Genomic DNA, 21,688 nt, shown 5'->3' with positions numbered 1-21,688 from the left:
AGAGAGAATCTTATCAATCCCGCAGCAGCTCGTTGATGCTGGTCTTCGAGCGCGTGCGCTCGTCGACGCGCTTGACGATCACGGCGCAGGCCGTGCTCGGGCCGATGTGGCCGTTCTTCATCGGCTTGCCGGGCAGCGCGCCGGGCACGACGACCGAATATTCCGGCACCTCGCCCACGAAGACCTCGCCGGTCTCGCGATCGACGATCTTGGTGGAGGCGCCCAGGAACACGCCCATCGCCAGCACCGCGCCCTTGCGCACGATCACGCCTTCGGCGACCTCGGAGCGCGCGCCGATGAAGCAGTCGTCCTCGATGATCACGGGCTCGGCCTGGAGCGGCTCGAGCACGCCGCCGATGCCGGCGCCGCCGGAGATGTGCACGCGCTTGCCGATCTGCGCGCAGGAGCCGACGGTGGCCCAGGTGTCGACCATGGTGCTCTCATCGACATAGGCGCCGAGATTGACGAAGGACGGCATCAGCACGACGTTCTTGGCGATGAAGGCCGAGCGGCGCACCACCGAACCCGGCACCGCGCGAAAACCGGCATCGCGAAAACGGTTCTCGCCCCAGCCCTCGAACTTCGAGGGCACCTTGTCCCACCAGGTCGCCTTGCCGGAGCCGCCGGGAATGACACCCATGTCGTTGAGGCGGAAGGACAGCAGCACGGCCTTCTTCAGCCATTGATTGACCTTCCACTTGCCGTCGGCCCCGCGCTCCGCGACGCGGGCCTCGCCCTTGTCCAGGATCTCCAGCGCCTGGTCCACGGCCTCGCGCACCTCGCCCTTGGTCGAGGTCGAGATGCCGTCACGCGCGTCGAAGGCGCTGTTGATGGTGGATTCGAGGGCGGACAGGGACATCGGGATTTCCTCTAGGGAACGGAATTTTGGTGGATTGGGAGGCTTTTTCCGGATTTGGCGGGGAGGAGTCAAGCTTGGTTCGCTGTCATCACCCGCGAAAGCGGGTGATCCAGTACGCCGCGGCGGTTGTGATGAATCGAGATGGCAGTGATTACTGGATACCCCGCTTTCGCGGGGTATGACGACCTAGTTGGGACGCAACAGTCCCGCCAAAAACCCCGCCAGATCATCCGTGACGTGGTCGACATGGGGCGCGTCCCGGCCCTCCAGTTCCCAGTCCTCCCGCACCACTTCCTTGGTGCCGTCAGGCACCACCAGCACAGTGGTCATGCCGAGCGCGTGCGGGACGGTGAGGTTGCGAGCGAGGTCCTCGAACATCGCAGACCGGGTCGGATCGACCGCATGGTCTTCGAGGAATTTTTGATAGGTCAGCGGCGACGGCTTCGGCTCGAACCCGGCGGCGATGATGTCGAACACGCCGTCGAAATGCGTGGCGAGGCCGAGCCGCGCCAGCACGGCATCGACATGGTCGACCGAGCCGTTGGTCAGGATCAGCTTGCGGCCCGACAGTCTTGCGATGGCTTCGCCGAGGGCCGGGTTCGGCTCCAGCGGCGAGTGGTCGATCTTGTGGACATAGGCGAGGTAGTCGTCGGCGCGCACGCCATGCAGGGTCATCATGCCGCGCATGGTGGTGCCGAAGCGCTGATAATAATCCTTCTGGATCTTGCGCGCTTCCTCCGGACCGATGTTCAGCCAGTTGCAGACGAACTCCCCGATCCGCGCATCGACCTGCTGCCACAGATTGACGTGGTGCGGGTAGAGCGTGTTGTCGAGGTCGAACACCCAGGTGTCGACGTGGGCAAAGGTGCGGCGTGGATTCATCACTGGTCTCTCAATCACGGCATCGCAAAGCGCAGCGTCTTGCCGCCGCTCGACATGTCCACCACGCCGAAACCCGTCGCCGCGAATCCGCGCGCGCCGCAATCGGCATGCTCGTTGGTCTCGAACTTGGTCTCGCGCGTGCAGAGCTGCTTGTCGCCGCCCCAGTTCAGCGGCTTGTCCTTCAGCTTGATGACGCGGTTGTCGGCGTCGATGGCTTCAGCGAAGCTGAAGATCTGCTTCGGCTGCCCGGTCACATCGGGGTGCAGGCACGTCCTGGGATCGATGCGATACCAGCCGCGGCTCGTCACGGACTTGCCGTCGTCGGTGGCGACCGCCGCCATCACCTTGTGCGGCGTGTCGTTGCACCAGGTCAGGCCGGTTGCAGAAGGCGTCTGCACCGCATCGACCATGGTCTTGAAGAAGTTCGGCGACGACATGATGTCCGCCGCCAGTCCGCGGCTCTTCAGGAAGGCGGCAAGTGCTGCTTGCGTCTTCGGCCCGTCGACGCCGTCGATCGGCGCGGCGTCGTAGCCCGCGATCACCAGCAGTCGCTGGATGCCGGCGAGGCGGGCCTGCTCGTCGTCATATTCGGAATCCTCGGCGAGATAGGCCGTGAAATTGCCGTCCGCGGCTTGCGTCGGCGTGATCTGGGTGAAAGGGACTTGCGTCTGGCCGCTGCGGCATTGCCGCGCGGCCGCGATGACGAAATTGTCCTGCGCCACGCACAGCGTGTCGCTGCCGTTCTGCGGGATCGGCGAGGCGCCGTAGACGCCGAGCGCGCGGGCATTGAGCAGGATGCGGTCGGCGGTCAGCGTGCCCTGCACCACGACGCGGCAGGTGGCGGGATCGATCCTGAACCAGCCGCGCGTCGCGGTCGCCGCCTTGTCGTCGATGCCGATCGCGGCCTCGACGACATAGGACATGCGGTTGCAGATTTTCAGGTCGGCCAGGGCGGGCGCGGAGGAGAAGAAGAACGAGATGGCCGCGGCGGGCAGCGTCATCAGGAAACGCGTCAGGGTCGAGCGGCGGGGGCGCTGAACTCTCGGCTCGTCATGCCCGGCCTTGTGCCGGGCATCCACGTTCTTGGCGCGAGACGAAAGGTCGTGGATGGCCGGGACAAGCCCGGCCATGACGGCTTGCTTTGGCCCGCTCATCATCACTTATGGATCAGCGTTCCCGTGCCCGTGTTGGTGAAGAGCTCGAGCAGCACCGCGTGCTGCGTCTTGCCGTCGATGATGACGACGCCCTCCACGCCCTGTTCGAGCGCGTAGATGCAGGTCTCGACCTTCGGAATCATGCCGCCGGAAATGGTGCCGTCGGCGATCAGCTTTCGCGCGTCCTTCACCGAAAGCTGCGGGATCAGCTTCTTCGACTTGTCGAGCACGCCAGGTACGTCGGTGAGCAGCAGCAGGCGCTTTGCCTTCAGTGCGCCGGCGACCGCACCGGCAAAGGTGTCGGCGTTGACGTTGAGCGTCTGGCCTTCCTTGGAGGTCGCGAGCGGCGCCAGCACCGGGATCAGCTCGTAGCCGATCAGCTGGTTGAGCAGCGTGAGGTCGACCTTCTCGGGGTCGCCGACGAAGCCGAGATCGATCGCCTTCTCGATGTTCGAACCCGGATCGACGATGGTGCGCGTCGTCTTCGACGCCTTCACCATGTTGGCGTCCTTGCCCGACAGCCCCACGGCCTTGCCGCCGGCTTCGTTGATGTAGCCGACGATCTGCTTGTTGACGGAGCCGGCCAGCACCATCTCGACGATCTCGATGGTCGCGGCATCGGTGATGCGCAGGCCTGCTGCGAACTCCGACTGGATGCCGAGGCGCTTGAGCATGGTCGCGATCTGCGGCCCGCCGCCATGCACCACCACCGGGTTGATCGCGGTCTGCTCGAGCAGCACGATGTCGCGGGCAAAGTTCTTCGCGGTCTCCTCGTCGCCCATGGCATGGCCGCCATATTTGATGACGATGGTTTCCTCGTCATACTGCTGCATGTGCGGCAGCGCTTCGGACAGGATGCGGGCCTGGTCGAGCGGGGAGATGTCGGTCATGAGGCGGATCTCGCTGGCGGGACTGTCGGTGCGCGTTCTATCCGATTGGCGGGCGCGGCGCAAAGTGGTCTTCATGCCCCGGACGCAGGCGCGTAGCCCGGATGGAGCGAAGCGTAATCCGGGAATCTAGCCGCGAATTCGGCCCCGGATTGCGCTTCGCTCCATCCGGGCTACGGGCGCTACGGGCTGCGCTTGGCCACCACCGCCGCGAGCGTCACCGCCAGCCAGCTCAAGATCATCACCGTCCCACCCGTCGGCGCGGCATACGGAAACAGCGCGTGCCCCGCATATTGCCGCAAGGTGAGATCGCCCGCGAACAGCGCGGCGCCGATCACCAAGCCGAACGCCGCGATGAGGCCAATTCCGCCGTGCAGAAGGCCGCGCGCGAGCAGGGCGACGCCTGCGAGTATGGCAGTTGCGTGAAACAGCAGCATGGCGCTGGCGGAGGCGAGCCGGCTGGCGTCGGCGTCGTGAGCGGAGGCGGCGGCCAGCGCGACGCCGGCGGCGCCCATCAAACCGGCAAGCCCAATCAGCAGGCGGAATGCAGGCGTCACGAGGTTCGCTCTTCCAGCAGCTTCGCCATCGCGGCACGCAGCTCGGCCATGCCGGTCGAGCTCCGCGACGAGGTCGCGAGCACGTTCGGAAACGCCGCCGGATGTTTTGCCAGCGCGGCCTCGGTCTCGGCGATGCGGGACTGAAGCTCGGACGCCTTCACCTGGTCGGCCTTGGTCAGCACGATCTGGTAGCTCACCGCGGAACGGTCGAGCGTCCCCAGGATTTCGAGATCGACGTCCTTGAGGCCATGGCGCGCGTCGATCAGCACGTAGACGCGTGCGAGCGAGGCGCGCCCCAGCAGGAATTTGTGGATCAGCTCGGTCCAGGACGCGACTTGCGTCTTCGGCGCCTTGGCGTAGCCATAGCCGGGCATGTCGACGAGGCGCAGGTCCTTCTTGCCGGGGACCTCGAAGAAGATCAGTTCCTGGGTGCGGCCCGGCGTATGCGAGGTACGCGCAAGCGCGTTGCGGCCGGTCAGCGCGTTGATCAGGCTGGACTTGCCGACATTGGAGCGGCCGGCAAAGGCGATCTCCAGCCCGTCCATCGGCGGCAGCGTCGCAATCGAGGGCGAGGCCCAGATGAACTGCCAGTCGCGGGTGAACAGCTTTCGCCCGGTCTCGATCAGCTTCGCATCTTTGTCGTCGGTCATGCGAAGGCCTTCAGTTGTTTACCTTCGTCATTGCGAGCGAAGCGAAGCAATCCAGAAATGCATCCGCGGAGGGACTCTGGATTGCTTCGTCGCTTCGCTCCTCGCAATGACGGAGAGCTACGTCGCCTTCTTCGCGAACGTCGCCTTGAGATTGTCGAACAGCTCCACCTTCACGCCATTGCGGCGCATGATGAAGCTCTGCTGGAGGACCGAGAGCGTGTTGTTCCAGGCCCAGTAGATCACGAGACCCGCCGGGAAGCCCGCCAGCATGAAGGTGAAGATCAGCGGCATCCAGTTGAAGATCAGCTGCTGGGTCGGATCCGGCGGCGTCGGGTTCAGCTTCATCTGGAACCACATCGTGATGCCCATGATGATCGGCCAGATGCCGAGCGCGAGGTAGTGGCCGAACAGCGGAAGGGTAGTCGGATCGAACGGGATCAGCCCGAACAGGGTGAAGAGGTTGGTCGGATCGGGCGCAGAGAGATCCTTGATCCAGCCGAAGAACGGCGCATGCCGCATCTCGATGGTGACGAACAGCACCTTGTAGAGCGAGAAGAACACGGGGATCTGGATCACCACGGGAAGACAGCCGGCGACCGGATTGATCTTCTCCTTGCGGTAGATCTCCATCATCTCCTGCTGCTGCTTCACCTTGTCGTCGGGAAAGCGCTCCTTCAGCGCCTGAAGCTGCGGCTGCACCGACTTCATCTTCGCCATCGAGGCGTAGGACTTGTTGGCCAGCGGGAAGAACAGCAGCTTGACGATCACGGTGACGAGCAGGATCGAGATGCCGAAATTGCCGAAGAAGCGGTAGAAGAAGTCGAGGCCGAGGAACATCGGCTTGGTGATGAAGTAGAACCAGCCCCAGTCGATCAACAGATCGAAATGGTTGAGGCCGAGCTCCTTGTTGTAGCCGCCGAGACCGGCGAACGGGAACACGCCGACGACGCCGGCTTCCTTGGCGCCGGCGAACAGCCGCGCGTTCGCGGTCGCAGTGCCGCCGATCGCGACGGTGACGGGGTCGAGCAGATAATCGGTCTGGTAGGTGTGGACGTTGCCGACCGGGTTCGACGAGAAACGCGCCTGGAGCTGTGCACTGGTGTCCGGCAGCAGCGCCGAAGCCCAGTACTTGTCGGTGATGCCGAGCCAGCCATTGGTGGCCTTGAAGTTCACCGCCTTGGCTTCGTCGATCTTCTTGTAGGCGTATTCCTGCAGGCCATCGAGATAGCCGATCAGGCCTTCATGCAGGATGTAGTAGCCGGAGACCTGCGGCGTGCCGTGGCGCGAGATCAGCGCGAACGGGTAGAGCGTGACAGGCGCGTTGCCGACATTGCTCACCTCGTCCTTGAGCGTGAAGAGATAATGGTCGTCGACCGCGATGGTGCGGCGGAAGGTGAGGCCCTCGCCATTGTCCCACTTCAGCACCACCGGCGTTGTCGGCGTCAGGCTGCCGCTGCCGTCCTGCTGCCAGAGGGTCTGGGCGTCCGGCAGCTTGGCGGTCACGCCCGTTGCCGGCACCCAGCCGAACTCGGCGTAATAGGGTTCTGCGGTGCCCGAGGGCGAATAGAGCACGATCGGCGGCGACTTCGGGTCGACCGTCTCGCGGTATTGCACCAGCGCGATGTCGTCGATGCGGCCGCCCTTCAGCGAGATGCTGCCGGCAATCCGCGGCGTGTCGATCTTCACGCGCGGGCTGGCGGCAATCGCGGTCTCGCGGGCAACGACCGGCTGGGCCTGGTTCGCGGCCGGTGTTGACGGCTGGGCCGCGCTGCCGGGCTGCGGCGCGGCGCCCGGCGTTGCGGAGGCAGTCGGCTGCGGCGTGTTCTTCTGGAGCTCGGCCTGCGCCTGCTGCTGGGCGCGCTGCTTCTCCATCGCCGGCACGTTGTAGAAATACTGCCAGGCGATCAGCACCAGGCCGGAGAGAATGACGGCGAGGATGGTATTGCGATTGTCGGTCATCACTATTGTCTCGTCATCAATCCGGTTTGCGGCTGGTCGCAGGAGCGGGGCCGGGCCTTGAGCCGTCAGTTCTTGGGCCGCGTCCCTTGTGCGTATGCCGCGCAGGCTTCGTGAACGCTATGCGCAGATCGTCGAGCATGGTGGCGAAGTCGCGCGAGAGCGCGTCCCTTCGGCCGACCAGTACATAATCATGATGGGGCTGCATCGACACCGGATCGAGCCGCTTCACCAATTCGCGAAGCCGGCGCCGGATGCGATTGCGCTCGGGGGCGTTGCCGTTCTTTTTGGTAACGGTGAAGCCGATCCGGATCGGGCCGCTGTCGTCGCGGCGGCGGCTTTGCAGGACGAACGCGGGATTATTCGCCCGCGCGCCATTGGCAACGGCGAGGAAATCCGCCCGCTGCCTCAGCCGATCCATGATGAAATCCCAAAAATGGGGGTCCGGCTCAGGCGCTCAGACGCTTGCGGCCGCGGGCGCGGCGGGCGGCGAGAACCTTGCGGCCGCCGGCAGTGGCGAGACGGGCACGGAAGCCGTGACGGCGCTTGCGCACCAGTTTGCTGGGTTGATAAGTCCGCTTCACGGGTTTTTCTCCGCTGACCGGGCAATTTGCCTGTAGAATTGATGATAAAGTCCGGAAGATGCGGCCCAAAACGGGCCCTTTTCGGCCCCAAGAGAGCCGCTCCCGGCGTGCGCACCGGGTCATCGCGGACAATTTGCGCGGCTTATAAGCGAGCGTCTTCTTTTCGTCAACGTCGCAAGAGCGCGCTGTTCCGGTGAATATCACTGTTTGCGCGGGGTTTTTAACCCTTGAGGTGGCGACTCGCGATATCAGACCTTACATCCCACCTTGAGAGATTAGCGATCCGTAATTTGACCGGCCCCCGGCCGGGTCGCATCCTTCATCAGCCAGGCTCTATTACAAAGCCAACAGGGGCGAACTTCGTGGCAGCGACAGACCTCCAGCCGGTCCATGATGCGGATCAGCCGGGCCAGCCGGCGATGCGGCCGCGTGGGCCCAGCGGGCTCGGGCTATCCGGCAAGCTGTTGCTGCTCACCGTCCCCCTGGTGATGATCGCCGCCGTCCTGCTCTACGTGCCCGCCATCGCCAACTTCTGGGTCAACCGGCTCAATGACCGCGTCGCGGCGGCCAACACCGCCGCGCTGGTGCTCGACGCCGCCCCGCTCGGCATGGTGCCCGAGTCGCTGTCGCGCGAGATCCTGAAAAGCATCAATGCGCGTGCCGTCGCCATCAAGATGGGGCAGCAGCGGCGGCTGCTCGCCAGCGACAACCTTCCCACCGCTATCGAGCATGACATCGACCTGCGCGACATGACGGTGTGGGAGGCGATCACCGGCTCGTTCCGGATGATGCTCGAGACCGGCAACCAGGCCATCCGCATCGTCGGACCCGGCGTCGGCAACGCCCAGTTCATCGAGATCGTGACCGATGAGCTGCCGCTGCGGCAGCAGATGTATCGCTTCTCCCGCAACGTCGTGGTGGTCGCGCTGATCATCGCGGTGCTGACCGCGGGCCTGGTCTATCTCGCGCTGCATTATCTCTTCGTGCGCCCGATGCGGCGGCTGACCGCGAGCCTGGTCGGTTTCCACGAAAACCCCGAAAGCTCGGCGCGGATCATCGTGCCGAGCCAGCGCAGCGATGAAATAGGCGTCGCCGAGCGCGAATTGTCGGACATGCAGCGCGACCTGATGTCGATGCTGCATCAGAAGAGCCGGCTCGCCGCCCTCGGCCTCGCGGTCTCCAAGATCAACCACGATCTGCGCAATCTGCTCGCGTCGGCCCAGCTTCTGTCCGACCAGCTCGCCAGCGTGCCGGATCCGCGGGTGCAGCGTTTTGCACCGAAGCTGGTGCGCTCGCTCGAGCGCGCCATCGCCTTCTGCCAGTCGACGCTGTCCTACGGCCGCGCCCAGGAAGCGGCGCCCGACCGCCGCATGCTCCTGATCGAGCCTGTCGTGCTGGAGGTGCGCGAAACCGCGGGCCTCGCCAGCGACGCTTCGATCGCCTGGGTCGCCGCGATCGAGCGCGGGCTTGCGGTCGATGCCGATCCCGACCAGCTCTTCCGCGTGCTGCTCAACCTCGTCCGCAACGCCGCCCAGGCGCTGGAAAGCCATTCGTCGGGCGACGGCGGGGCGCAGCAGATCCGGATCACCGGAAAGCGCGAAGGTGCCGTTGCCATCCTGGAGGTCTCCGACACCGGCCCCGGTGTCCCCCAGAAGACCCGGGACCATCTGTTCGAGGCGTTCCAGACCTCCGGCCGCCCCGGCGGCAGCGGGCTTGGTTTGGCGATCGCCGCCGAGCTGGTCCGCGCCCATGGCGGCGAGATCCATCTGGTCGAGGGCACCATCGGCGCCACCTTCCGGATCGTCATCCCCGACCGCCCCGTGGAACTCCTCTCCATCCGCAACGAGCGGCAGAGGGCGTAGGTCGGCCAGAGGCCGACCCGGGAAATCGTCACCTCCCTGTAAAATCTCCCCACCCCGGACCTTGCCAATCGAGGCAAGAGCGGTTAGTCAGAGCGCTCTTTCGCACCCCTCCGGCGCTGTCCGGAGGCTGCCTGCGGGCCCAGCCCGCACTGTTCGCGAAAAACGCGCCCGTAGCTCAGCTGGATAGAGCATCAGACTACGAATCTGAGGGTCGGACGTTCGAATCGTTCCGGGCGCGCCATTCATGTCATTGATTGGCATCGCGTTTTTCTTTCTTGTCCAATGCGTTGGCAGCGCTGGTTTGCAGTTGGTTTGCAAACTTTGTTCGAGGGCTGTTCTCGAAATTGAAGATCGCCTGCTCGGCGAGGCCGCGGGTCCGAGCAAGGTACCGTTCCAGAATCTTGTGAACCGTCTTAAGGCTGTGACCGGTAATGGTCGCGATCTGCTGCGGCGTGCAGTTGGCCTCGGATAGCAACGTCACGGCGGTGCCGCGAAGGTCGTGGAAGTGCAGCTCGACCGGCTCGTCCTGACCGGGCAGGCGGACCGATTGCAATCCGGCCTTCGTCATGGTCCGGTCCCATAGCGTGTTGAAGTAGCGCGCCTTGAACGACTGGCCGGTCTTGGTGGTCAGGACCAACGGCGAGATCTGCTTCACGTCGTCAAGCATGCGGCGCAGGGCGGCGGTGCAGGGGATCTGGATCAGGGGCGCCATCTGCCCATGCCGGCGCGCCTTGCCCTGCCTAAGCTCGATGTGAGTGCCCTTGTAGGCCGACCACGGCAGGCGGAGTAGATCACCTTCGCGCTGGCCGGTGTGCAGGGCGAGGATCAGCGCGCGCTGCATCTCGAGCGGCGCCACCGCCATGAACGCGGCGAAGTGCTCGGGCAACCAAATGATCTCGCTGCGGTCGACATGATAGAGGCGATTGAATCCTCGGATGTGGTTCGCTGTTAACGTCCCTCGGTCGACAGCCCATGTGATCATTGCGCTGATTGCCGACAGCCGGTTGTCGGCCTCGCGCTGACCCGACTGACGGGCAACCTTCTCGCGCCAGTCGAGCACGTCTTTGCGGACGTGGGGATCATCGAGCGCGGCGATCGGCAAGGTGCCGAACTCGCCCTCGGCCTTCGTCAGCATCCGCTTGTACTCGCCCTGCGTGCTGGGCGCGAGCTTCTGCTCGAACTCGACGCTCGTGGTATAGGAGCGGACAAGGCTATTGAATGTGCCGACGTGCCGATCGCGGATCAGCTTCTCGGCGGCGGCGTAGTCCGCAATGAACTCGGCGCATCCGGGCTCGCCGTGAAGACGCTTGAGTGTGGCGCGGTGATACCAATATTTCCGGCGCGTACCGTCTTTCAGCGTCTTGTAGGTCGGGAAAACGCCTTCGAGGTTAGCCCTGACCACGTTCCGCCCTCCATTTTTCGAGAGGCGTAAGCAAGGGGGAATTCTGCTCCGGTTCTGTCGGACCGGCAATGACAATGATGCGCCCCTCAGGCGAGACCTCGACCCGCGCGACCGCCAGACCGGCCTGCACCGCGGCCCGGATGGCTCTGACGAGGTCGGATTGCTTGAAGGTCGGGCGGGCCCGACTCACGGCTAGGGCTCGAGGTCCTGATCAACCTCAACCGTGATCTGATGGTCTAAGCCTAGGGTGTCGCCGCCAAGGAAGTGCTTGACCGCGCGCACCTTGCCCGTCGTCAACCTCGACTCCGGGAATCCGTCGAGACCACCAATCCGAATCTGACCGCCCACCGCGAAAGGCCCCAGCGGCGACTCGGTCTCGATCTTGATGCTATTCGGGTCGCCGCCGCTCCAGTGATGAACGTTGATAAGCACGGAGTATGTGACCCTGCGAGGTTTCAGCGTGATGATGTCGGTCATCGTACCGCCTCCTCTAATGATGCCAAGTTGAGACCATCTCTCTGGCATTCTGAGATGGTGGCAACCTGATCATCGATCGCCTTGAGCAAGATTTCTCGCACTTGCTCTTCGGTACACGTCTCTCCGACAGTCTGATCGGAAACCCCCATTGATTCCATGGCAGTGGCGATACCAGATAAAAACTGTCCGATAATGAGTTTGCTGTGAGCTGCGCTGAAACCACACTCTCTCAACATATTTTCTAGATCCATCATTGCTCTATTCCTTTCAGGCAATGCCGGCTTCCGGCCGGCGCGGCACATCTCAGGACTGCATTGTCTTCTCGGCTTGCTCGCGCTCGGCTCTCTCCCGAACGGATCTATTCAGCTCGGTGGTCATTGATGACAAGTTGCGAGCAGCCCACTCCTGCAGTTTCTGACGCACGTCAGAGGCGACCTTCACGGTCAGCATTGAAGTGTCTTGCGCTTGATTCACACCGGCCTCCTATGTCGACAATGTTGACAAAGCCAATGCGGAATATTGATTTGCATCGCACGGCAGAACAAGGGCAGCCGTTCCTATACGTGCGAGGTATCCGCCACGAAATCGGTAGCGCGATACAGAAATTTCCTTGGGGTGGCGCTGGAGCGGTCTCCGCAATAACCCACGAAAAGTTCAAGCCCGCCGCGCGGTGAACGGCGGGCCTTGCTGCGATGATGATGGCGGATCAGCGCGCGGCGCGCTCGGCGTCGAGCTCGAGGATCGTCGCAATGATCCCGTCATCGTCATCGAACTCGGCGTGACGCACGATCCTGATCTTGGCGTCCAGGCCGGTGGACGTGAAGGCCGGGGTCGCAACGATCTTACGCTGCAGGTCGCACGTCTCTTGGATGAGGTTCGTAGGGGCGCCTTTCATGGGGTCACGTTTGACCGCGAGATCCCACTTGGCCGAAAGGATATCATGGTGCTCGATCATCGCGAGCAGTGCGGCGTCGGGGTGGTTAGACGTGGTAGAACGTTCGGCAGCCTGGGCCATGTGTAACCTCCAGTGGCTTCGGTTAGGCTCGGTCGCGTGTTCGCAGCACGTCGGCCGGGCCGCTCGGCGAGCAGCAACGCGATGCTGCGCCGAGTTTCTGGTGCACGTCAACTTTCTGCTCGTACGGCACGCCGATTTCGCGAGCAGTAACAGACTTTGAATGCACCACATTGGTGCAGCACGCGAAGTTGATCAGCGCATTATGCACTGCTTCGTCCGCACCGCGCGCTTCGGCATGATCTCCGTGATCGGCTCTACCGCGGCGGTCTGCTGGGGCAAGGTGAAGAACCGGGCGCGCGCCTCACTCAGTCGAGAGTTTCGAAATCGAGTAACTTGCCGGATTTGCCGACGTGAGAAGGTCGGTGTGCCCCGTGGTTCCGGACAGCAGATAAGCAAGGCTGGTTTTCGCTAGATCCATTCTGCGAAGCGCTTCTGCATGCCGTACGCAGAAGGCGGTTAAGGTGAGGTCGCGCCGCGCGGCCTGCACCTCGTGCAACGCATGATCAATTGCCTCAGTAACAACGTAACCAATCATTACCTTGCTCCAGATGATGCTCGTCCGGTCGGCGGCCCGTTGCTCACACTCGGGCACCTGTAGCGAACTCGCCGGTTGTGGCTTATCTGCGGCCCTCCAAACGCCATGGCTGCTCGATGTCCGGTTTCGAGGGCGGAGCGGACTGAGAATGGCGCGGGGCGTCACGCCGGCTTGTGACCCATTGCGGACATTGGGCGTTCTCGTCAGTCCTCGACGGCGCAGTAGCGCAGCCTGGATTGCGGTCATGGAAAATCGCGACGAGCGCAGACGAGGTATCTGCGCTACCTTTCACTTGTAACGCTAGAGGCTTAGCGGTGTAATCCCACCAGGTTACTGCTCTGATGCGGGGCGGGTCATGACCAACTCGTTGGTCGTGCGCAAGGGGACGAATCTGGCGAGGCGCCTGCGGGTGCAGCGTGCCGCGCAATACGTCCGGATGTCGAGAGAACTTCAGCGTTATTCGATCGAGAACCAGCGCGCAGCAATTGCCGCTTACGCGGCAGCTAACGGCCTCACGATTGTCCGGACCTATGAGGATGAAGGCCGGAGCGGCCTACGGATCAAAGGCCGGCCGGGCCTCATCGAACTGATCGAAGATGTCCAATCAGGCCAGGCCGACTTCGATCAGATCCTTGTCTATGACGTCAGCCGGTGGGGGCGCTTCCAGGACGCCGACGAGAGCGCCTACTACGAGTTCCTGTGCAAGATGAATGGTGTCCGTGTCGAGTATTGCGCCGAGATATTCAAGAACGACGGCAGCTTTCTTTCCGGCATGGCCAAGTACATGAAGCGAGGCATGGCCGCGGAATGGAGTCGAGAACTCGGCGTCAAGGTGCACACCGGACTTTGCCGGGTCGCAAGCCTCGGCTACCGCGTCGGCGCTCCCGTCGGCTACGGCCTGCGCAGAGTGATGGTCGATGACAGCGAGCATCCGAAAGGACAGCTCGACAAGGGGCAGTACAAGGCTCTGCAATCGGATCGTGTTCGACTGCGGCACGGTTCGGCTGAGGAAGTCGCCGTCGTCCGGTGCATCTTCGATCAATTCGTCAACGCAAGAAAATCGTACAGTGAGATACGGCGCGCGCTCAACGACGCCAACATCCCCAACCATAACGGTCGGCCGTGGACAGATGGGATGATACCGACGATTCTCAGCAACGAAAATTACATTGGCAAAACCATCTACAATCGAACCTCGCGGCGCCTGGGCGAGAGACTTATCAAGAACCCTGCCCATGTCTGGGTCCGTGGTGCCGCCGCAATTGAACCCATCGTTGATTTAGACATCTTCGCTCGCGCACAAAAGCTGCTCGCTGAGCGGCGCGTCGAGATTTCGGAAGACGAGATGCTGATGCGCCTCCGCGTCGTGCTTCGCCGACGAGGAAAACTCAACTCTCGTATCATTAACACGACGCTCGGGCTCAATCACGTCTCGTCCTACGTTAAGCATTTTGGATCGCTGCGAAAGGCATATTCGCTGATCGGATATGTCTCGCCACGGGATTGCGACTGGTTGGACACCTGGGATCACTGGTTCAATGAGCAGGCGAGGCATGCGAATGAACTTGCCGAAGTCCTTAGAGACGATCTTGGTCTTCAGCCGGAGCTTGCTCAGGGCGGCATAGCTCTTGATGTTGGCGGCGCGCGCCTGGTTTCATTTCTCGTAGCACGACGACTCGCCACGCGAGGACCAGATCACGCGCCGCAGTGGAAAGCCTACCGCAGGCAAATCTCCTCCGGCCTGCTCGCAGTGATGAGGCTGGACGTAACGAACAAGACTATCGAGGACTACGTCCTATTGCCCTCCAAATTGCGGGCGGGTCGATACGTCTGGCTTTCATCCGGCTCCCTGGCCCGGCATCACGGAGTTCACTGCTCGGGGATGAGCGAATTGATTAAAACGATCAAGGCCAGGTTGGCGTCGTCCAACCATGCCGCGCCAACCATGTCAGACCCGCAGAACAAGCCAGAGAAAAGAGGCCGCCCCAAAGCCAGGAGCGGCCGCGGGCGGCGCTGATTGAGCGCAAGTATAAGTAGGCTCCAAGCAGCTTACCGTAGTTTCTTCTAAAATCACCATTCAGCCGGGCGATCTTCGATAGCTCAGACGTATCAACTTCATTCGACATGGGGCTGGCTTCCGCGTTGAACCAGCACCCTATGAACCACTGTTTTGCCCGACGGCACAAGCGCAATTTCGGTAAATCAAAAAACTTTTGCATCAACATGCCAAAAATGGCGAGTCAAAAATGGCGAGTCTACGTGTTAGACGAGACGTCAGCTGATGGCCCGTTTGAGACCTGGCGAGGGGTAACTAAAGATGTCCGCTCACTGGGGCTGACCGGACGTCGTCTCGGGAGAACCAAAACCGACGCGCTTGACCCGTTGCGGACATTCGTGTTCGTTACGGTCGGCCTGAACCTGCTACAATTGGAGTTGTTGGAGCCAAGCGAATTGGCCTCAGTGCAGCGACAGAGGGATCGCTTGGGCTCAGCGACAAGACACCGGCAAGTCTTCCTGCGAAATCACAAGACGTGTGCCTTCTGCGGCGGAGGCGCTCCGTCCTCGACGATCGAGCATTGCCCGCCACGCGCGTTGTTCCAGCATCGCCAGTGGCCCGAAGGCTTCGAGTTTCCCGCCTGTCAGGCGTGCAACAAGGGCAGCAGCGACAATGATCTCGTGGTCGCGATGCTCGCGCGTATGGATCCGTTCGAGGACAAGGGCAACCTCGACGGGGCTGCGGAAGGTCTCATGAAAGCGGCGCATCGTCAGCATCCAGAGCTGTTCCGGAATATGATGATGTGCGCGAACCAGGCGCGCCGCGCGAACCGTGAGCTGGGGCTGCGGCCGGGGCCGGGACAGACGCATCAGGATACGCATCTTGCCAACGTGACCGACGAGATGCGCGAAGCCGTCGACGTGTTCGCGGGCAAGCTCGCGAAGGGAATCTACTACATGCACGCGGGCGCGATCTTCCCCGCGGACGGCTGTCTCGTGATGTGCTGGTTCACGAACACCGACTTGCTGCGCGATGGCAAGTTTCAGTTGTTCGACGTCATGAAGGACGTGGCCGGCGAGGCGCCGGCGTTGGTTCGATCCGGCAAGTTCTTGAACGACCAGTTCGAGTACAAGTTCTCGCTGTCCGACGAGCAGCACCTACTTGCGCTTCAGGCGAGGTTCGGCAACGCGTTCGGCCTCATTGTGTTCGGCGCCGCCAGGCCTGGCTGGCTAGAGCAGCACATCCGGCGTATGGAGGATACGATGGCGCGCGAAGATGGCGGCCCGTTCCGGATCCTTCAATCGACGGTGCTGCCCCTGGGCGACAGGCCTAGCGGAAATGCCGATCGAACAGCCGACAAAATCTGAACTTGTCATCAACATTAAGACTGTGAAGGCGCTCGCCTTGAACTTCCCGCCGCGCTATTGGCGCGCGCCGTGAGGTGATCGATTAGGATATTTTTCTGCCTGCTATTTGCTGAAGTCTGCCTCTGGCCTTTTCGCGGACCTGAACCGCGGATCCGGTGATGTCCGCTCACAGTGGCAGAGCAGACCATCTACCATGGACCCGCCGACTTCCGAGCTTGACCCGAAGCTGACGATGGGCAGTGCACCGGCTGAGGACAGCTTTTGGGTAGTGGGTCGGTTTGATTATGGCAGCGGGACGGGCTGGAAACGGGGCGACTCCAAGCGCATATTGATAGGACATGACGCGGAGCAACCCCGTGGCCTTGATCAGATGGGTGTTAGGCGCAGCCTTGGTTGGGATTAGATTTGGTGGCTACCGCTAAATGGTGGTCCGCCCCCATTGCCGTCGCGCTCGGTGTCGCGGCTGCCTTTGCCCTTCACTTCGTCGCGCCCTAGTCCCCGCAACAAACTTGTTTCAGTTGACTTGAGCCGGACGCTGCGCGTCACCAAGGATTAGCAGCGCTAACGGCACTAATGGTCCCACCACCGCGGCTGTCCAGCACCATCGCCGGGGTGATCTGTTGCGCTCGCCCGCCATGGCAGACGCGAGGGGTATAGACCCAATCGAAACGATCACGAAAATCCACCAAGCCATTGGTCATTCTCCGACGTCCAGTGAAACAGTATCACAAGGGCAGCTCTCATTGCCGCTCTTCATCGAAAATTGAGGTCCCTAAGTTGGGCGGCGATGTCGCCTTGGGCCCAATTCGGACCATCGGCGAAATCCGCTTTTGCACCGCTGTCAGGGCCATAGCGGACATTATGGTCAATCGCGCAGAGCTCCGCGACGAAGCCAATCAGGTCAAACGTCTTGGTCGTCACCGACCCCTCGACGCGCGCAGCGCGCACGCGGAGTCAAAGGTCGCCCGCACGAGCCGCCGGTTCATCCGCGGTCGACATCGCGAGGCTCCCTCCAGCGGCGCGCGGTTGGATGGGCCGAGCGCGCTTGAAAACTGTGTGGCGGCGGGCCCAAAGGGATAAGCCCGCCGCCGACGCGACCCGCCGCAAGATGGAGGAAGGCAGCGTGACGGTCGTGAGCCCGATTAGCGCGATGTGCCGGTGATGTCGCGCCATGATGCCCCGTCATAAAACAGCGTCGCGCCGACAGTCGTATCAATGAATGCCTGCCCCTGGGCCGGATACGATGGCCGTGCAGATGTCGGACCGGACTGACCGAGCAGTATGAAGTAATTAGTTCCTCCGGGAAGCGGGTCGCGTGCGCTCAACAGAGTCTGGACGTCGCCGTTGATGTCGCCGGGCACATCGATCACCCCGCCCTTGGTCGCGGAGTAGTTACGCTGCGGCGGAAGTACGCCGGGCGGGATGCAAATCGGGCTCGGCGTCGTTTCAACGCACAAGAGTCTGATCGTCATCTATCTCTCCTCAGTTGTTGCAGCGTTCGCACTACTTCGTTCACCTCACGCGGCGGGTGCCCGCGACAATGACCCTGTCCAGAAAGGGACGGCTGCTCATGACCGCCGCGACCGCGGCGATGATCAGTTCGCGCGCTTCGCTGACGGCGCGAAGGTCGGCGTTGACGTCGATCGACGCGCCGTCGAACCTAGAGGTTGCGACATCCAGCTGGCGCCTCACTTCTGCAGGAAGCTGACCAAGAGGGACTTGCACCCCAGCGACGGTGATCACATTGTCGCTGCGCTTCACGCGGACGTGCGTGTTGCCGATCGGGACTGTGAACTCGACCAACTGCGCATCGCTGTGATGATCGACTGCAAAACTGCCAGACCCCGGCCGACCATGATCGGCCGCCTTCGCCAATGCGGCGCGGCGCAATTCGGTATCGGCAAGCATCGCGCTCTTCTTTAGCGCACCAGTTTCAACCAATTTGGTCATCTTCGTCATCATCAGAATCTCCTTCCAAGATCGGGGCGATGCCGCAACGCTGAGTCAGCGATCGCGGATGACGGGTCGACCGCGGTGGTGTGTTTCGACAATGGTGCCAGTGCCAGTGCACGATCACCTTTCCTGGCGTCGGTGGACTTGTCCGCGACGCCGAATGACGGTGGGGCCGGTGTCGGCCCGCAATGCTGGGCCATCCACCACATCTGAAATTCAGGAAAGGCCGCGTCTCGGCGGTCTAAGGCCTTTTTGATCTCGGCCTGCGTGGCCAGAATCTCATCCATCGATTTTTCCAGACCCACCAGGCCCGTCAGTCCCGCATTCGCATTAAAACTTTTGATCATCGCCGATAGCTCAGTCAGGTCCGCGAGCGAGGTGCCCTTGTGCAGGCCGTCGACCTTGTCGGCAATCTTCTCGAATTTTTGTAGCTGCTGTTGCAGCTGCTGCAGTTGCTCCTGGCGCCGGTCCACGAGATGCTGGAGTTTCCTGGATAGCTCGAGGGCGATATCCGTCTCGACCTCATACTGCGTACGAAACGTCATGGCGTAGACCCCCGGACCGAACTGCTTGGTGATGTCCATCTGCGGCGCCTTAGATTTGGCCCAGGATGGCCTCGTTGGCCTTCTGCCAGTCGAGACTGCTTCGGCCGCCCATCAGGATGTCTTTTAATTCGCCCGGATACAGCCGGACGACACGTTTGCCGTCGACGACATCAACGTTGATGAGCCGGCCGCGGATTGTCTGGATCTGCGTTATGTTGTCGTCAGGCACGACGACCAGAATGTTCCCCGTCAATTCTTTCGGTCGCGCCGCGTCGCGGCGCGCCTGCTGCTCCAGCTCGGCCCGACGGCGGACTAGGGTAGCACGAGTGTCGAAGTCGGCTTCCGTCACCGGTGTGCGGGGTAGCCGCATCAGGGCGGCATCGATCTCCGCGATAGTTTGCATTTGCATCATCTGATCTCCTCCTGGTGGTCGAAACTCCACCCATACTTTGGGGCCTGGATGTCGTCATAGTCGGTGTTGAAGCGGTTCGGCTCCTCAACGAGCCGGCGGTAATATTCGAGCCAATTGTCGGCCGAGGATTTGGGCGCAAGCGCCGAGCCAACGAGTGCCAACGCGGCAGCGTTGATCAGGTCGTCATGTCCGCCGCGCGGATGGTCGACTGAATCCCTGCCAGCTCTGGCGGTGCGCCGCTCCAGCGCGCAGAGTTGCGAGACGAGACGCCTGTTGTCGAGAAGCTCGATTCGTCCGGAGTTGAGAGCCGGCAGTATGGTCAGGTACAGGTCGCTGCGCGGCATCGGGGCGAGCTCATACTCGATGCGGTGGGCGCGGAAGCGCTCGCGCGGCCATTCTCCTCCATAGCGGTCACCGATCACCGTCGTGACGCCATAACGGCGGCAGATCTCACAAATTTCCCGCACCACCATCTCCGGCGAGAACGGCGGACGCCACTCCCGGGCCAAGTCGAGGATGCCGCGTTCGCCCTCGGCATGCGATATCGCCAGCGTCATCGAGTCCGAGGAACCACCGCTCGGATCGACCGCGGCCGTGTAGCGGATGCTCGGAACTGGTAACGACTCCGCCCGTCCGGCGACCACGGCAGCATCAACAGTCGCAGGATCGATGAAGGCGACTAGATCATCTCGGAACTCGGCGTACCACTCCGCTCGCGCTGCGCTTGGATCCTCGATCATCATTCGGTCGCGATCGGCGGTGTCGAGAACCGGATTGAGGATGTGGCTTGCGGCTTGCAAAACCAACACGTCGTCACTGTATTTGCCGAAGTGGGTGCGGTGCCGCGAGTAGAGCAATCCAGTCTTGCGGTAAGGACTGCTAATACCGATTAGCCGCGAAGTCGGAAGCCGCATGCCGGGCGTGATCGCGCGGTAAAGTTCAATGTCGGGCGTACTGGATTCTTCGCTGCGGAAAAACGCGATTTCGTCCAAGATCGCGGTCAGGATCGGTCGACCACGGACACTGCGGAAGTTGCCGGCGACAATGGCGATGTCGACCGAATTGGACAACTCGATCAGGTCCTCGGTGTCCCTCACCATCATCCTTTTGAAGACGGGAATCCGATCGAAGAAGGCGCCGATGTATCGGCGGATGATGCGGGCGGTGTCTTTGTCGGTTGCGACGCAGAGAACCAAAGCCCTTTCGCCCGGCCTCAAGACGCTAGGGTCAAACGTCGCGGCATCGATTGCCGCGGCACCAGAGGCAAACGAATCCTTGCCGGCACCTCGGCCGAACACGAACCAGTTTTCGCGGCACCGACGCTTCGGTGGCTGTCGACCGCCGGAGATCGTGGCAAAGAAGTCGTCCTCGCCTGGGAATAGCGGCAGGCCGTCAATCGCCTTCGCCACGGTGCGCCAATTGTTCCAGCTAGGCCCGTGATACCACGGCTCGAACGGGCCACCCGGGACCATGGCGGCGGCGAGGTTCATGTCGACGCCTCAGCGGCCGGCTTCTTGAAGCTGTCGAGCCACTCCAGCGCGCTCGCGCTGGGGTCAGTCTCCGGCTCGGCCTTGCTACTTTTGAGGTGCAATTTGCCCTCGGCCCGGCGAAGCTCGTTGCGGAGGCGGACCAGATCCTCGGCGACATTCTCACCGGCGAGCTGGCGTCCCTGCATATCCTCGATCGCGACGGCGAGCTCGGCACAATCGGCCGCGAAGGCCCGCTGCAGCGCGGCGTCGGGGCTGGTCAGCTCGGCAAGGTAGAGCCGCCACCGGTGCCGGACCCGGCGGCCTATCGTAGTGTTGCCGTCGACTCTGCCGCGCAACGGGTCAATGGCCCGGGGTGGCCTGGATTGCCGTGACAACCGGCGGCGGCTTGCTTTTGGTTGGTCTGTCGCTTGCTGCATAGCGCATGTCGGTTGCGTGTACTCAGCCGAACATAAAGCGAACTTGCGAATTTCCAAAATGACGTTTTCGTAATAGTTATTATAAATCAATTACTTATGCACGAGTTGCGTGCAACTTAATGTCGGCCCGAAGCCACGGCAACGAGGCCGGACCGGATCAGGGATTGATGGAGGAAGGCGGAGGTCGAGAGTGGAAAATTAGGCGAGTGCACGGAATCGGAATGGCAACAAGCCAGGGAATAGATCGCGTGTCTTGTGATCCTGTTCACATGCGGCGCGGCGAAGGCGTGGTAGCGCGACGCCATTCAAACGACGGAGGGCTCGATCTTGCCCACCATTTTCGATTTTCTGTACCGTGAGTATTGCCGTGCGCGGCTCGTTGAGATGCGCAGACAGCTTCTCCTGAGTCGGACGAACAGCCCCGAGTCCACGGAAGCGGATGGCAACATCAGCTCTGACGGGGCTAACGACCCGGGTAGCAATGTAGGCGACTCGCAGCGCGAAGACGACCAAGCCGGACCAAGTTAGCCACGCTTCCAAAATGCAACGGGTCGCGATGAGCAACCCACCGGAAACATAGCCCGCCAGTCGAATATCGCCGATGCCAATAGCGGTCCTGCCGCGCCTTCTGAGCAGCCCTTTCTGAGACCGAACTTCCGGGCCCGCGGAGGCGCACCAACGCACGGGCG

General features: G+C 62.3%; 25 protein-coding genes and 1 tRNA gene. 4 read left to right on the top strand and 22 right to left on the bottom strand.

Features of this window, described 5'->3' with window-relative positions; all coding sequences use genetic code 11:
* Positions 1-13: 13 nt before the first annotated feature.
* From dapD to rpmH, 9 genes are all read right to left on the bottom strand, one after another.
* Complete coding sequence (gene dapD, locus AC5ZFO_RS41460; RefSeq protein ID WP_282519625.1) at positions 14-859, bottom strand: 2,3,4,5-tetrahydropyridine-2,6-dicarboxylate N-succinyltransferase; 846 nt, start codon at positions 857-859, stop codon at positions 14-16.
* Between the two features lie 186 nt (positions 860-1,045).
* Positions 1,046-1,741, bottom strand: coding sequence for a pyrimidine 5'-nucleotidase (locus tag AC5ZFO_RS41455; RefSeq protein WP_282519626.1), 696 nt, complete (start codon positions 1,739-1,741; stop codon positions 1,046-1,048).
* A gap of 14 nt (positions 1,742-1,755) precedes the next feature.
* Positions 1,756-2,742, bottom strand: coding sequence for a DUF1036 domain-containing protein (locus tag AC5ZFO_RS41450; RefSeq protein ID WP_282520071.1), 987 nt, complete (start codon positions 2,740-2,742; stop codon positions 1,756-1,758).
* A 155-nt stretch (positions 2,743-2,897) separates the two neighbouring features.
* Complete coding sequence (argB, locus tag AC5ZFO_RS41445; protein ID WP_282519627.1) at positions 2,898-3,785, bottom strand: acetylglutamate kinase; 888 nt, start codon at positions 3,783-3,785, stop codon at positions 2,898-2,900.
* 179 nt (positions 3,786-3,964) lie between these two features.
* Positions 3,965-4,339 carry a DUF423 domain-containing protein gene (locus tag AC5ZFO_RS41440; protein ID WP_496123658.1) on the bottom strand — a complete coding sequence of 125 codons (375 nt, stop codon included), beginning with the start codon at positions 4,337-4,339 and terminating at the stop codon, positions 3,965-3,967.
* Positions 4,336-4,989 (bottom strand): ribosome biogenesis GTP-binding protein YihA/YsxC, encoded by a 654-nt coding sequence (gene yihA / locus AC5ZFO_RS41435; RefSeq protein ID WP_282519628.1) that lies wholly within the window; start codon positions 4,987-4,989, stop codon positions 4,336-4,338. Before yihA ends, AC5ZFO_RS41440 begins: the two co-directional genes overlap by 4 nt.
* 117 nt (positions 4,990-5,106) lie before the next feature.
* Positions 5,107-6,948, bottom strand: a complete 1,842-nt coding sequence (gene yidC, locus AC5ZFO_RS41430; RefSeq protein WP_282519629.1) for a membrane protein insertase YidC — start codon at positions 6,946-6,948, stop codon at positions 5,107-5,109.
* 16 nt (positions 6,949-6,964) lie between these two features.
* Complete coding sequence (gene rnpA, locus AC5ZFO_RS41425) at positions 6,965-7,366, bottom strand: ribonuclease P protein component (protein WP_282519630.1); 402 nt, start codon at positions 7,364-7,366, stop codon at positions 6,965-6,967.
* Positions 7,367-7,394: 28 nt separating this feature from the next.
* Positions 7,395-7,529 (bottom strand): 50S ribosomal protein L34, encoded by a 135-nt coding sequence (gene rpmH, locus AC5ZFO_RS41420; RefSeq protein WP_008542748.1) that lies wholly within the window; start codon positions 7,527-7,529, stop codon positions 7,395-7,397.
* 362 nt (positions 7,530-7,891) lie between these two features.
* Here rpmH and AC5ZFO_RS41415 point away from each other — a divergent pair, with 362 nt between their 5' ends.
* Together AC5ZFO_RS41415 and AC5ZFO_RS41410 are read left to right on the top strand one after the other, a co-directional pair.
* Complete coding sequence (locus tag AC5ZFO_RS41415; protein WP_282519631.1) at positions 7,892-9,391, top strand: ATP-binding protein; 1,500 nt, start codon at positions 7,892-7,894, stop codon at positions 9,389-9,391.
* 164 nt (positions 9,392-9,555) lie between these two features.
* Positions 9,556-9,632, top strand: a tRNA-Arg gene (locus tag AC5ZFO_RS41410).
* 6 nt (positions 9,633-9,638) lie between these two features.
* On the opposite strand, the gene AC5ZFO_RS41405 is transcribed toward AC5ZFO_RS41410, so the two are convergent.
* From AC5ZFO_RS41405 to AC5ZFO_RS41385, 5 genes are all read right to left on the bottom strand, one after another.
* Positions 9,639-10,793, bottom strand: a complete 1,155-nt coding sequence (locus AC5ZFO_RS41405) for a tyrosine-type recombinase/integrase (protein ID WP_496123657.1) — start codon at positions 10,791-10,793, stop codon at positions 9,639-9,641.
* Positions 10,794-10,985: 192 nt separating this feature from the next.
* Complete coding sequence (locus AC5ZFO_RS41400) at positions 10,986-11,270, bottom strand: hypothetical protein (protein ID WP_496123656.1); 285 nt, start codon at positions 11,268-11,270, stop codon at positions 10,986-10,988.
* On the bottom strand, positions 11,267-11,524 hold the full coding sequence (locus tag AC5ZFO_RS41395) for a hypothetical protein (RefSeq protein ID WP_496123655.1): 258 nt from the start codon (positions 11,522-11,524) through the stop codon (positions 11,267-11,269). The genes AC5ZFO_RS41400 and AC5ZFO_RS41395 overlap by 4 nt, the downstream gene beginning before the upstream one ends.
* Before the next feature lie 452 nt (positions 11,525-11,976).
* Entirely contained in the window at positions 11,977-12,285 is a 309-nt protein-coding gene (locus tag AC5ZFO_RS41390) for a hypothetical protein (RefSeq protein WP_496123654.1), read from the bottom strand.
* A gap of 301 nt (positions 12,286-12,586) precedes the next feature.
* Positions 12,587-12,820, bottom strand: a complete 234-nt coding sequence (locus AC5ZFO_RS41385; RefSeq protein ID WP_496123653.1) for a hypothetical protein — start codon at positions 12,818-12,820, stop codon at positions 12,587-12,589.
* A 355-nt stretch (positions 12,821-13,175) separates the two neighbouring features.
* Here AC5ZFO_RS41385 and AC5ZFO_RS41380 point away from each other — a divergent pair, with 355 nt between their 5' ends.
* Together AC5ZFO_RS41380 and AC5ZFO_RS41375 are read left to right on the top strand one after the other, a co-directional pair.
* Positions 13,176-14,837 (top strand): recombinase family protein, encoded by a 1,662-nt coding sequence (locus tag AC5ZFO_RS41380; RefSeq protein ID WP_496123652.1) that lies wholly within the window; start codon positions 13,176-13,178, stop codon positions 14,835-14,837.
* Between the two features lie 140 nt (positions 14,838-14,977).
* Positions 14,978-16,183, top strand: a complete 1,206-nt coding sequence (locus AC5ZFO_RS41375; RefSeq protein WP_496123651.1) for a hypothetical protein — start codon at positions 14,978-14,980, stop codon at positions 16,181-16,183.
* A 753-nt stretch (positions 16,184-16,936) separates the two neighbouring features.
* Here the strand turns inward: AC5ZFO_RS41375 and AC5ZFO_RS41370 are convergent.
* From AC5ZFO_RS41370 to AC5ZFO_RS41335, 8 genes are all read right to left on the bottom strand, one after another.
* Positions 16,937-17,104 carry a hypothetical protein gene (locus AC5ZFO_RS41370; RefSeq protein ID WP_496123650.1) on the bottom strand — a complete coding sequence of 56 codons (168 nt, stop codon included), beginning with the start codon at positions 17,102-17,104 and terminating at the stop codon, positions 16,937-16,939.
* A 221-nt stretch (positions 17,105-17,325) separates the two neighbouring features.
* Positions 17,326-17,655, bottom strand: a complete 330-nt coding sequence (locus tag AC5ZFO_RS41365; protein ID WP_496123649.1) for a hypothetical protein — start codon at positions 17,653-17,655, stop codon at positions 17,326-17,328.
* A 40-nt stretch (positions 17,656-17,695) separates the two neighbouring features.
* Positions 17,696-18,145 (bottom strand): hypothetical protein, encoded by a 450-nt coding sequence (locus AC5ZFO_RS41360; protein ID WP_496123648.1) that lies wholly within the window; start codon positions 18,143-18,145, stop codon positions 17,696-17,698.
* Entirely contained in the window at positions 18,145-18,720 is a 576-nt protein-coding gene (locus tag AC5ZFO_RS41355) for a hypothetical protein (RefSeq protein WP_496123647.1), read from the bottom strand. The genes AC5ZFO_RS41360 and AC5ZFO_RS41355 overlap by 1 nt, the downstream gene beginning before the upstream one ends.
* Positions 18,721-18,730: 10 nt before the next feature.
* Positions 18,731-19,093 (bottom strand): hypothetical protein, encoded by a 363-nt coding sequence (locus AC5ZFO_RS41350; protein ID WP_496123646.1) that lies wholly within the window; start codon positions 19,091-19,093, stop codon positions 18,731-18,733.
* Complete coding sequence (locus AC5ZFO_RS41345; RefSeq protein WP_496123645.1) at positions 19,090-20,583, bottom strand: hypothetical protein; 1,494 nt, start codon at positions 20,581-20,583, stop codon at positions 19,090-19,092. The genes AC5ZFO_RS41350 and AC5ZFO_RS41345 overlap by 4 nt, the downstream gene beginning before the upstream one ends.
* The gene (locus AC5ZFO_RS41340; RefSeq protein WP_496123644.1) at positions 20,580-21,089 is read right to left on the bottom strand and encodes a hypothetical protein; all 510 of its coding nucleotides are present in this window, start codon (positions 21,087-21,089) and stop codon (positions 20,580-20,582) included. Before AC5ZFO_RS41340 ends, AC5ZFO_RS41345 begins: the two co-directional genes overlap by 4 nt.
* A 108-nt stretch (positions 21,090-21,197) precedes the next feature.
* A partial coding sequence (locus AC5ZFO_RS41335) for a hypothetical protein (protein WP_496123643.1) occupies positions 21,198-21,688 on the bottom strand: 491 nt, incomplete at its 5' end.

This window comes from Bradyrhizobium sp. Unk1 (genome assembly GCF_059512345.1).
This window is presented reverse-complemented; position numbering and strand designations above follow the sequence as displayed.

Bases quoted from the DNA above. Each gene is read 5' to 3' on its own strand.
- dapD (WP_282519625.1), bottom strand. From the start codon at position 859: ATGTCCCTGTCCGCCCTCGAATCCACCATCAACAGCGCCTTCGACGCG.
- AC5ZFO_RS41455 (WP_282519626.1), bottom strand. From the start codon at position 1,741: ATGAATCCACGCCGCACCTTTGCCCACGTCGACACCTGGGTGTTCGAC.
- AC5ZFO_RS41450 (WP_282520071.1), bottom strand. From the start codon at position 2,742: ATGACGCTGCCCGCCGCGGCCATCTCGTTCTTCTTCTCCTCCGCGCCC.
- argB (WP_282519627.1), bottom strand. From the start codon at position 3,785: ATGACCGACATCTCCCCGCTCGACCAGGCCCGCATCCTGTCCGAAGCG.
- yihA (WP_282519628.1), bottom strand. From the start codon at position 4,989: ATGACCGACGACAAAGATGCGAAGCTGATCGAGACCGGGCGAAAGCTG.
- yidC (WP_282519629.1), bottom strand. From the start codon at position 6,948: ATGACCGACAATCGCAATACCATCCTCGCCGTCATTCTCTCCGGCCTG.
- rnpA (WP_282519630.1), bottom strand. From the start codon at position 7,366: ATGGATCGGCTGAGGCAGCGGGCGGATTTCCTCGCCGTTGCCAATGGC.
- AC5ZFO_RS41400 (WP_496123656.1), bottom strand. From the start codon at position 11,270: ATGACCGACATCATCACGCTGAAACCTCGCAGGGTCACATACTCCGTG.
- AC5ZFO_RS41395 (WP_496123655.1), bottom strand. From the start codon at position 11,524: ATGATGGATCTAGAAAATATGTTGAGAGAGTGTGGTTTCAGCGCAGCT.
- AC5ZFO_RS41390 (WP_496123654.1), bottom strand. From the start codon at position 12,285: ATGGCCCAGGCTGCCGAACGTTCTACCACGTCTAACCACCCCGACGCC.
- AC5ZFO_RS41385 (WP_496123653.1), bottom strand. From the start codon at position 12,820: ATGATTGGTTACGTTGTTACTGAGGCAATTGATCATGCGTTGCACGAG.
- AC5ZFO_RS41380 (WP_496123652.1), top strand. From the start codon at position 13,176: ATGACCAACTCGTTGGTCGTGCGCAAGGGGACGAATCTGGCGAGGCGC.
- AC5ZFO_RS41375 (WP_496123651.1), top strand. From the start codon at position 14,978: ATGAACCACTGTTTTGCCCGACGGCACAAGCGCAATTTCGGTAAATCA.
- AC5ZFO_RS41365 (WP_496123649.1), bottom strand. From the start codon at position 17,655: ATGACGATCAGACTCTTGTGCGTTGAAACGACGCCGAGCCCGATTTGC.
- AC5ZFO_RS41360 (WP_496123648.1), bottom strand. From the start codon at position 18,145: ATGATGACGAAGATGACCAAATTGGTTGAAACTGGTGCGCTAAAGAAG.
- AC5ZFO_RS41355 (WP_496123647.1), bottom strand. From the start codon at position 18,720: ATGGACATCACCAAGCAGTTCGGTCCGGGGGTCTACGCCATGACGTTT.
- AC5ZFO_RS41350 (WP_496123646.1), bottom strand. From the start codon at position 19,093: ATGATGCAAATGCAAACTATCGCGGAGATCGATGCCGCCCTGATGCGG.
- AC5ZFO_RS41345 (WP_496123645.1), bottom strand. From the start codon at position 20,583: ATGAACCTCGCCGCCGCCATGGTCCCGGGTGGCCCGTTCGAGCCGTGG.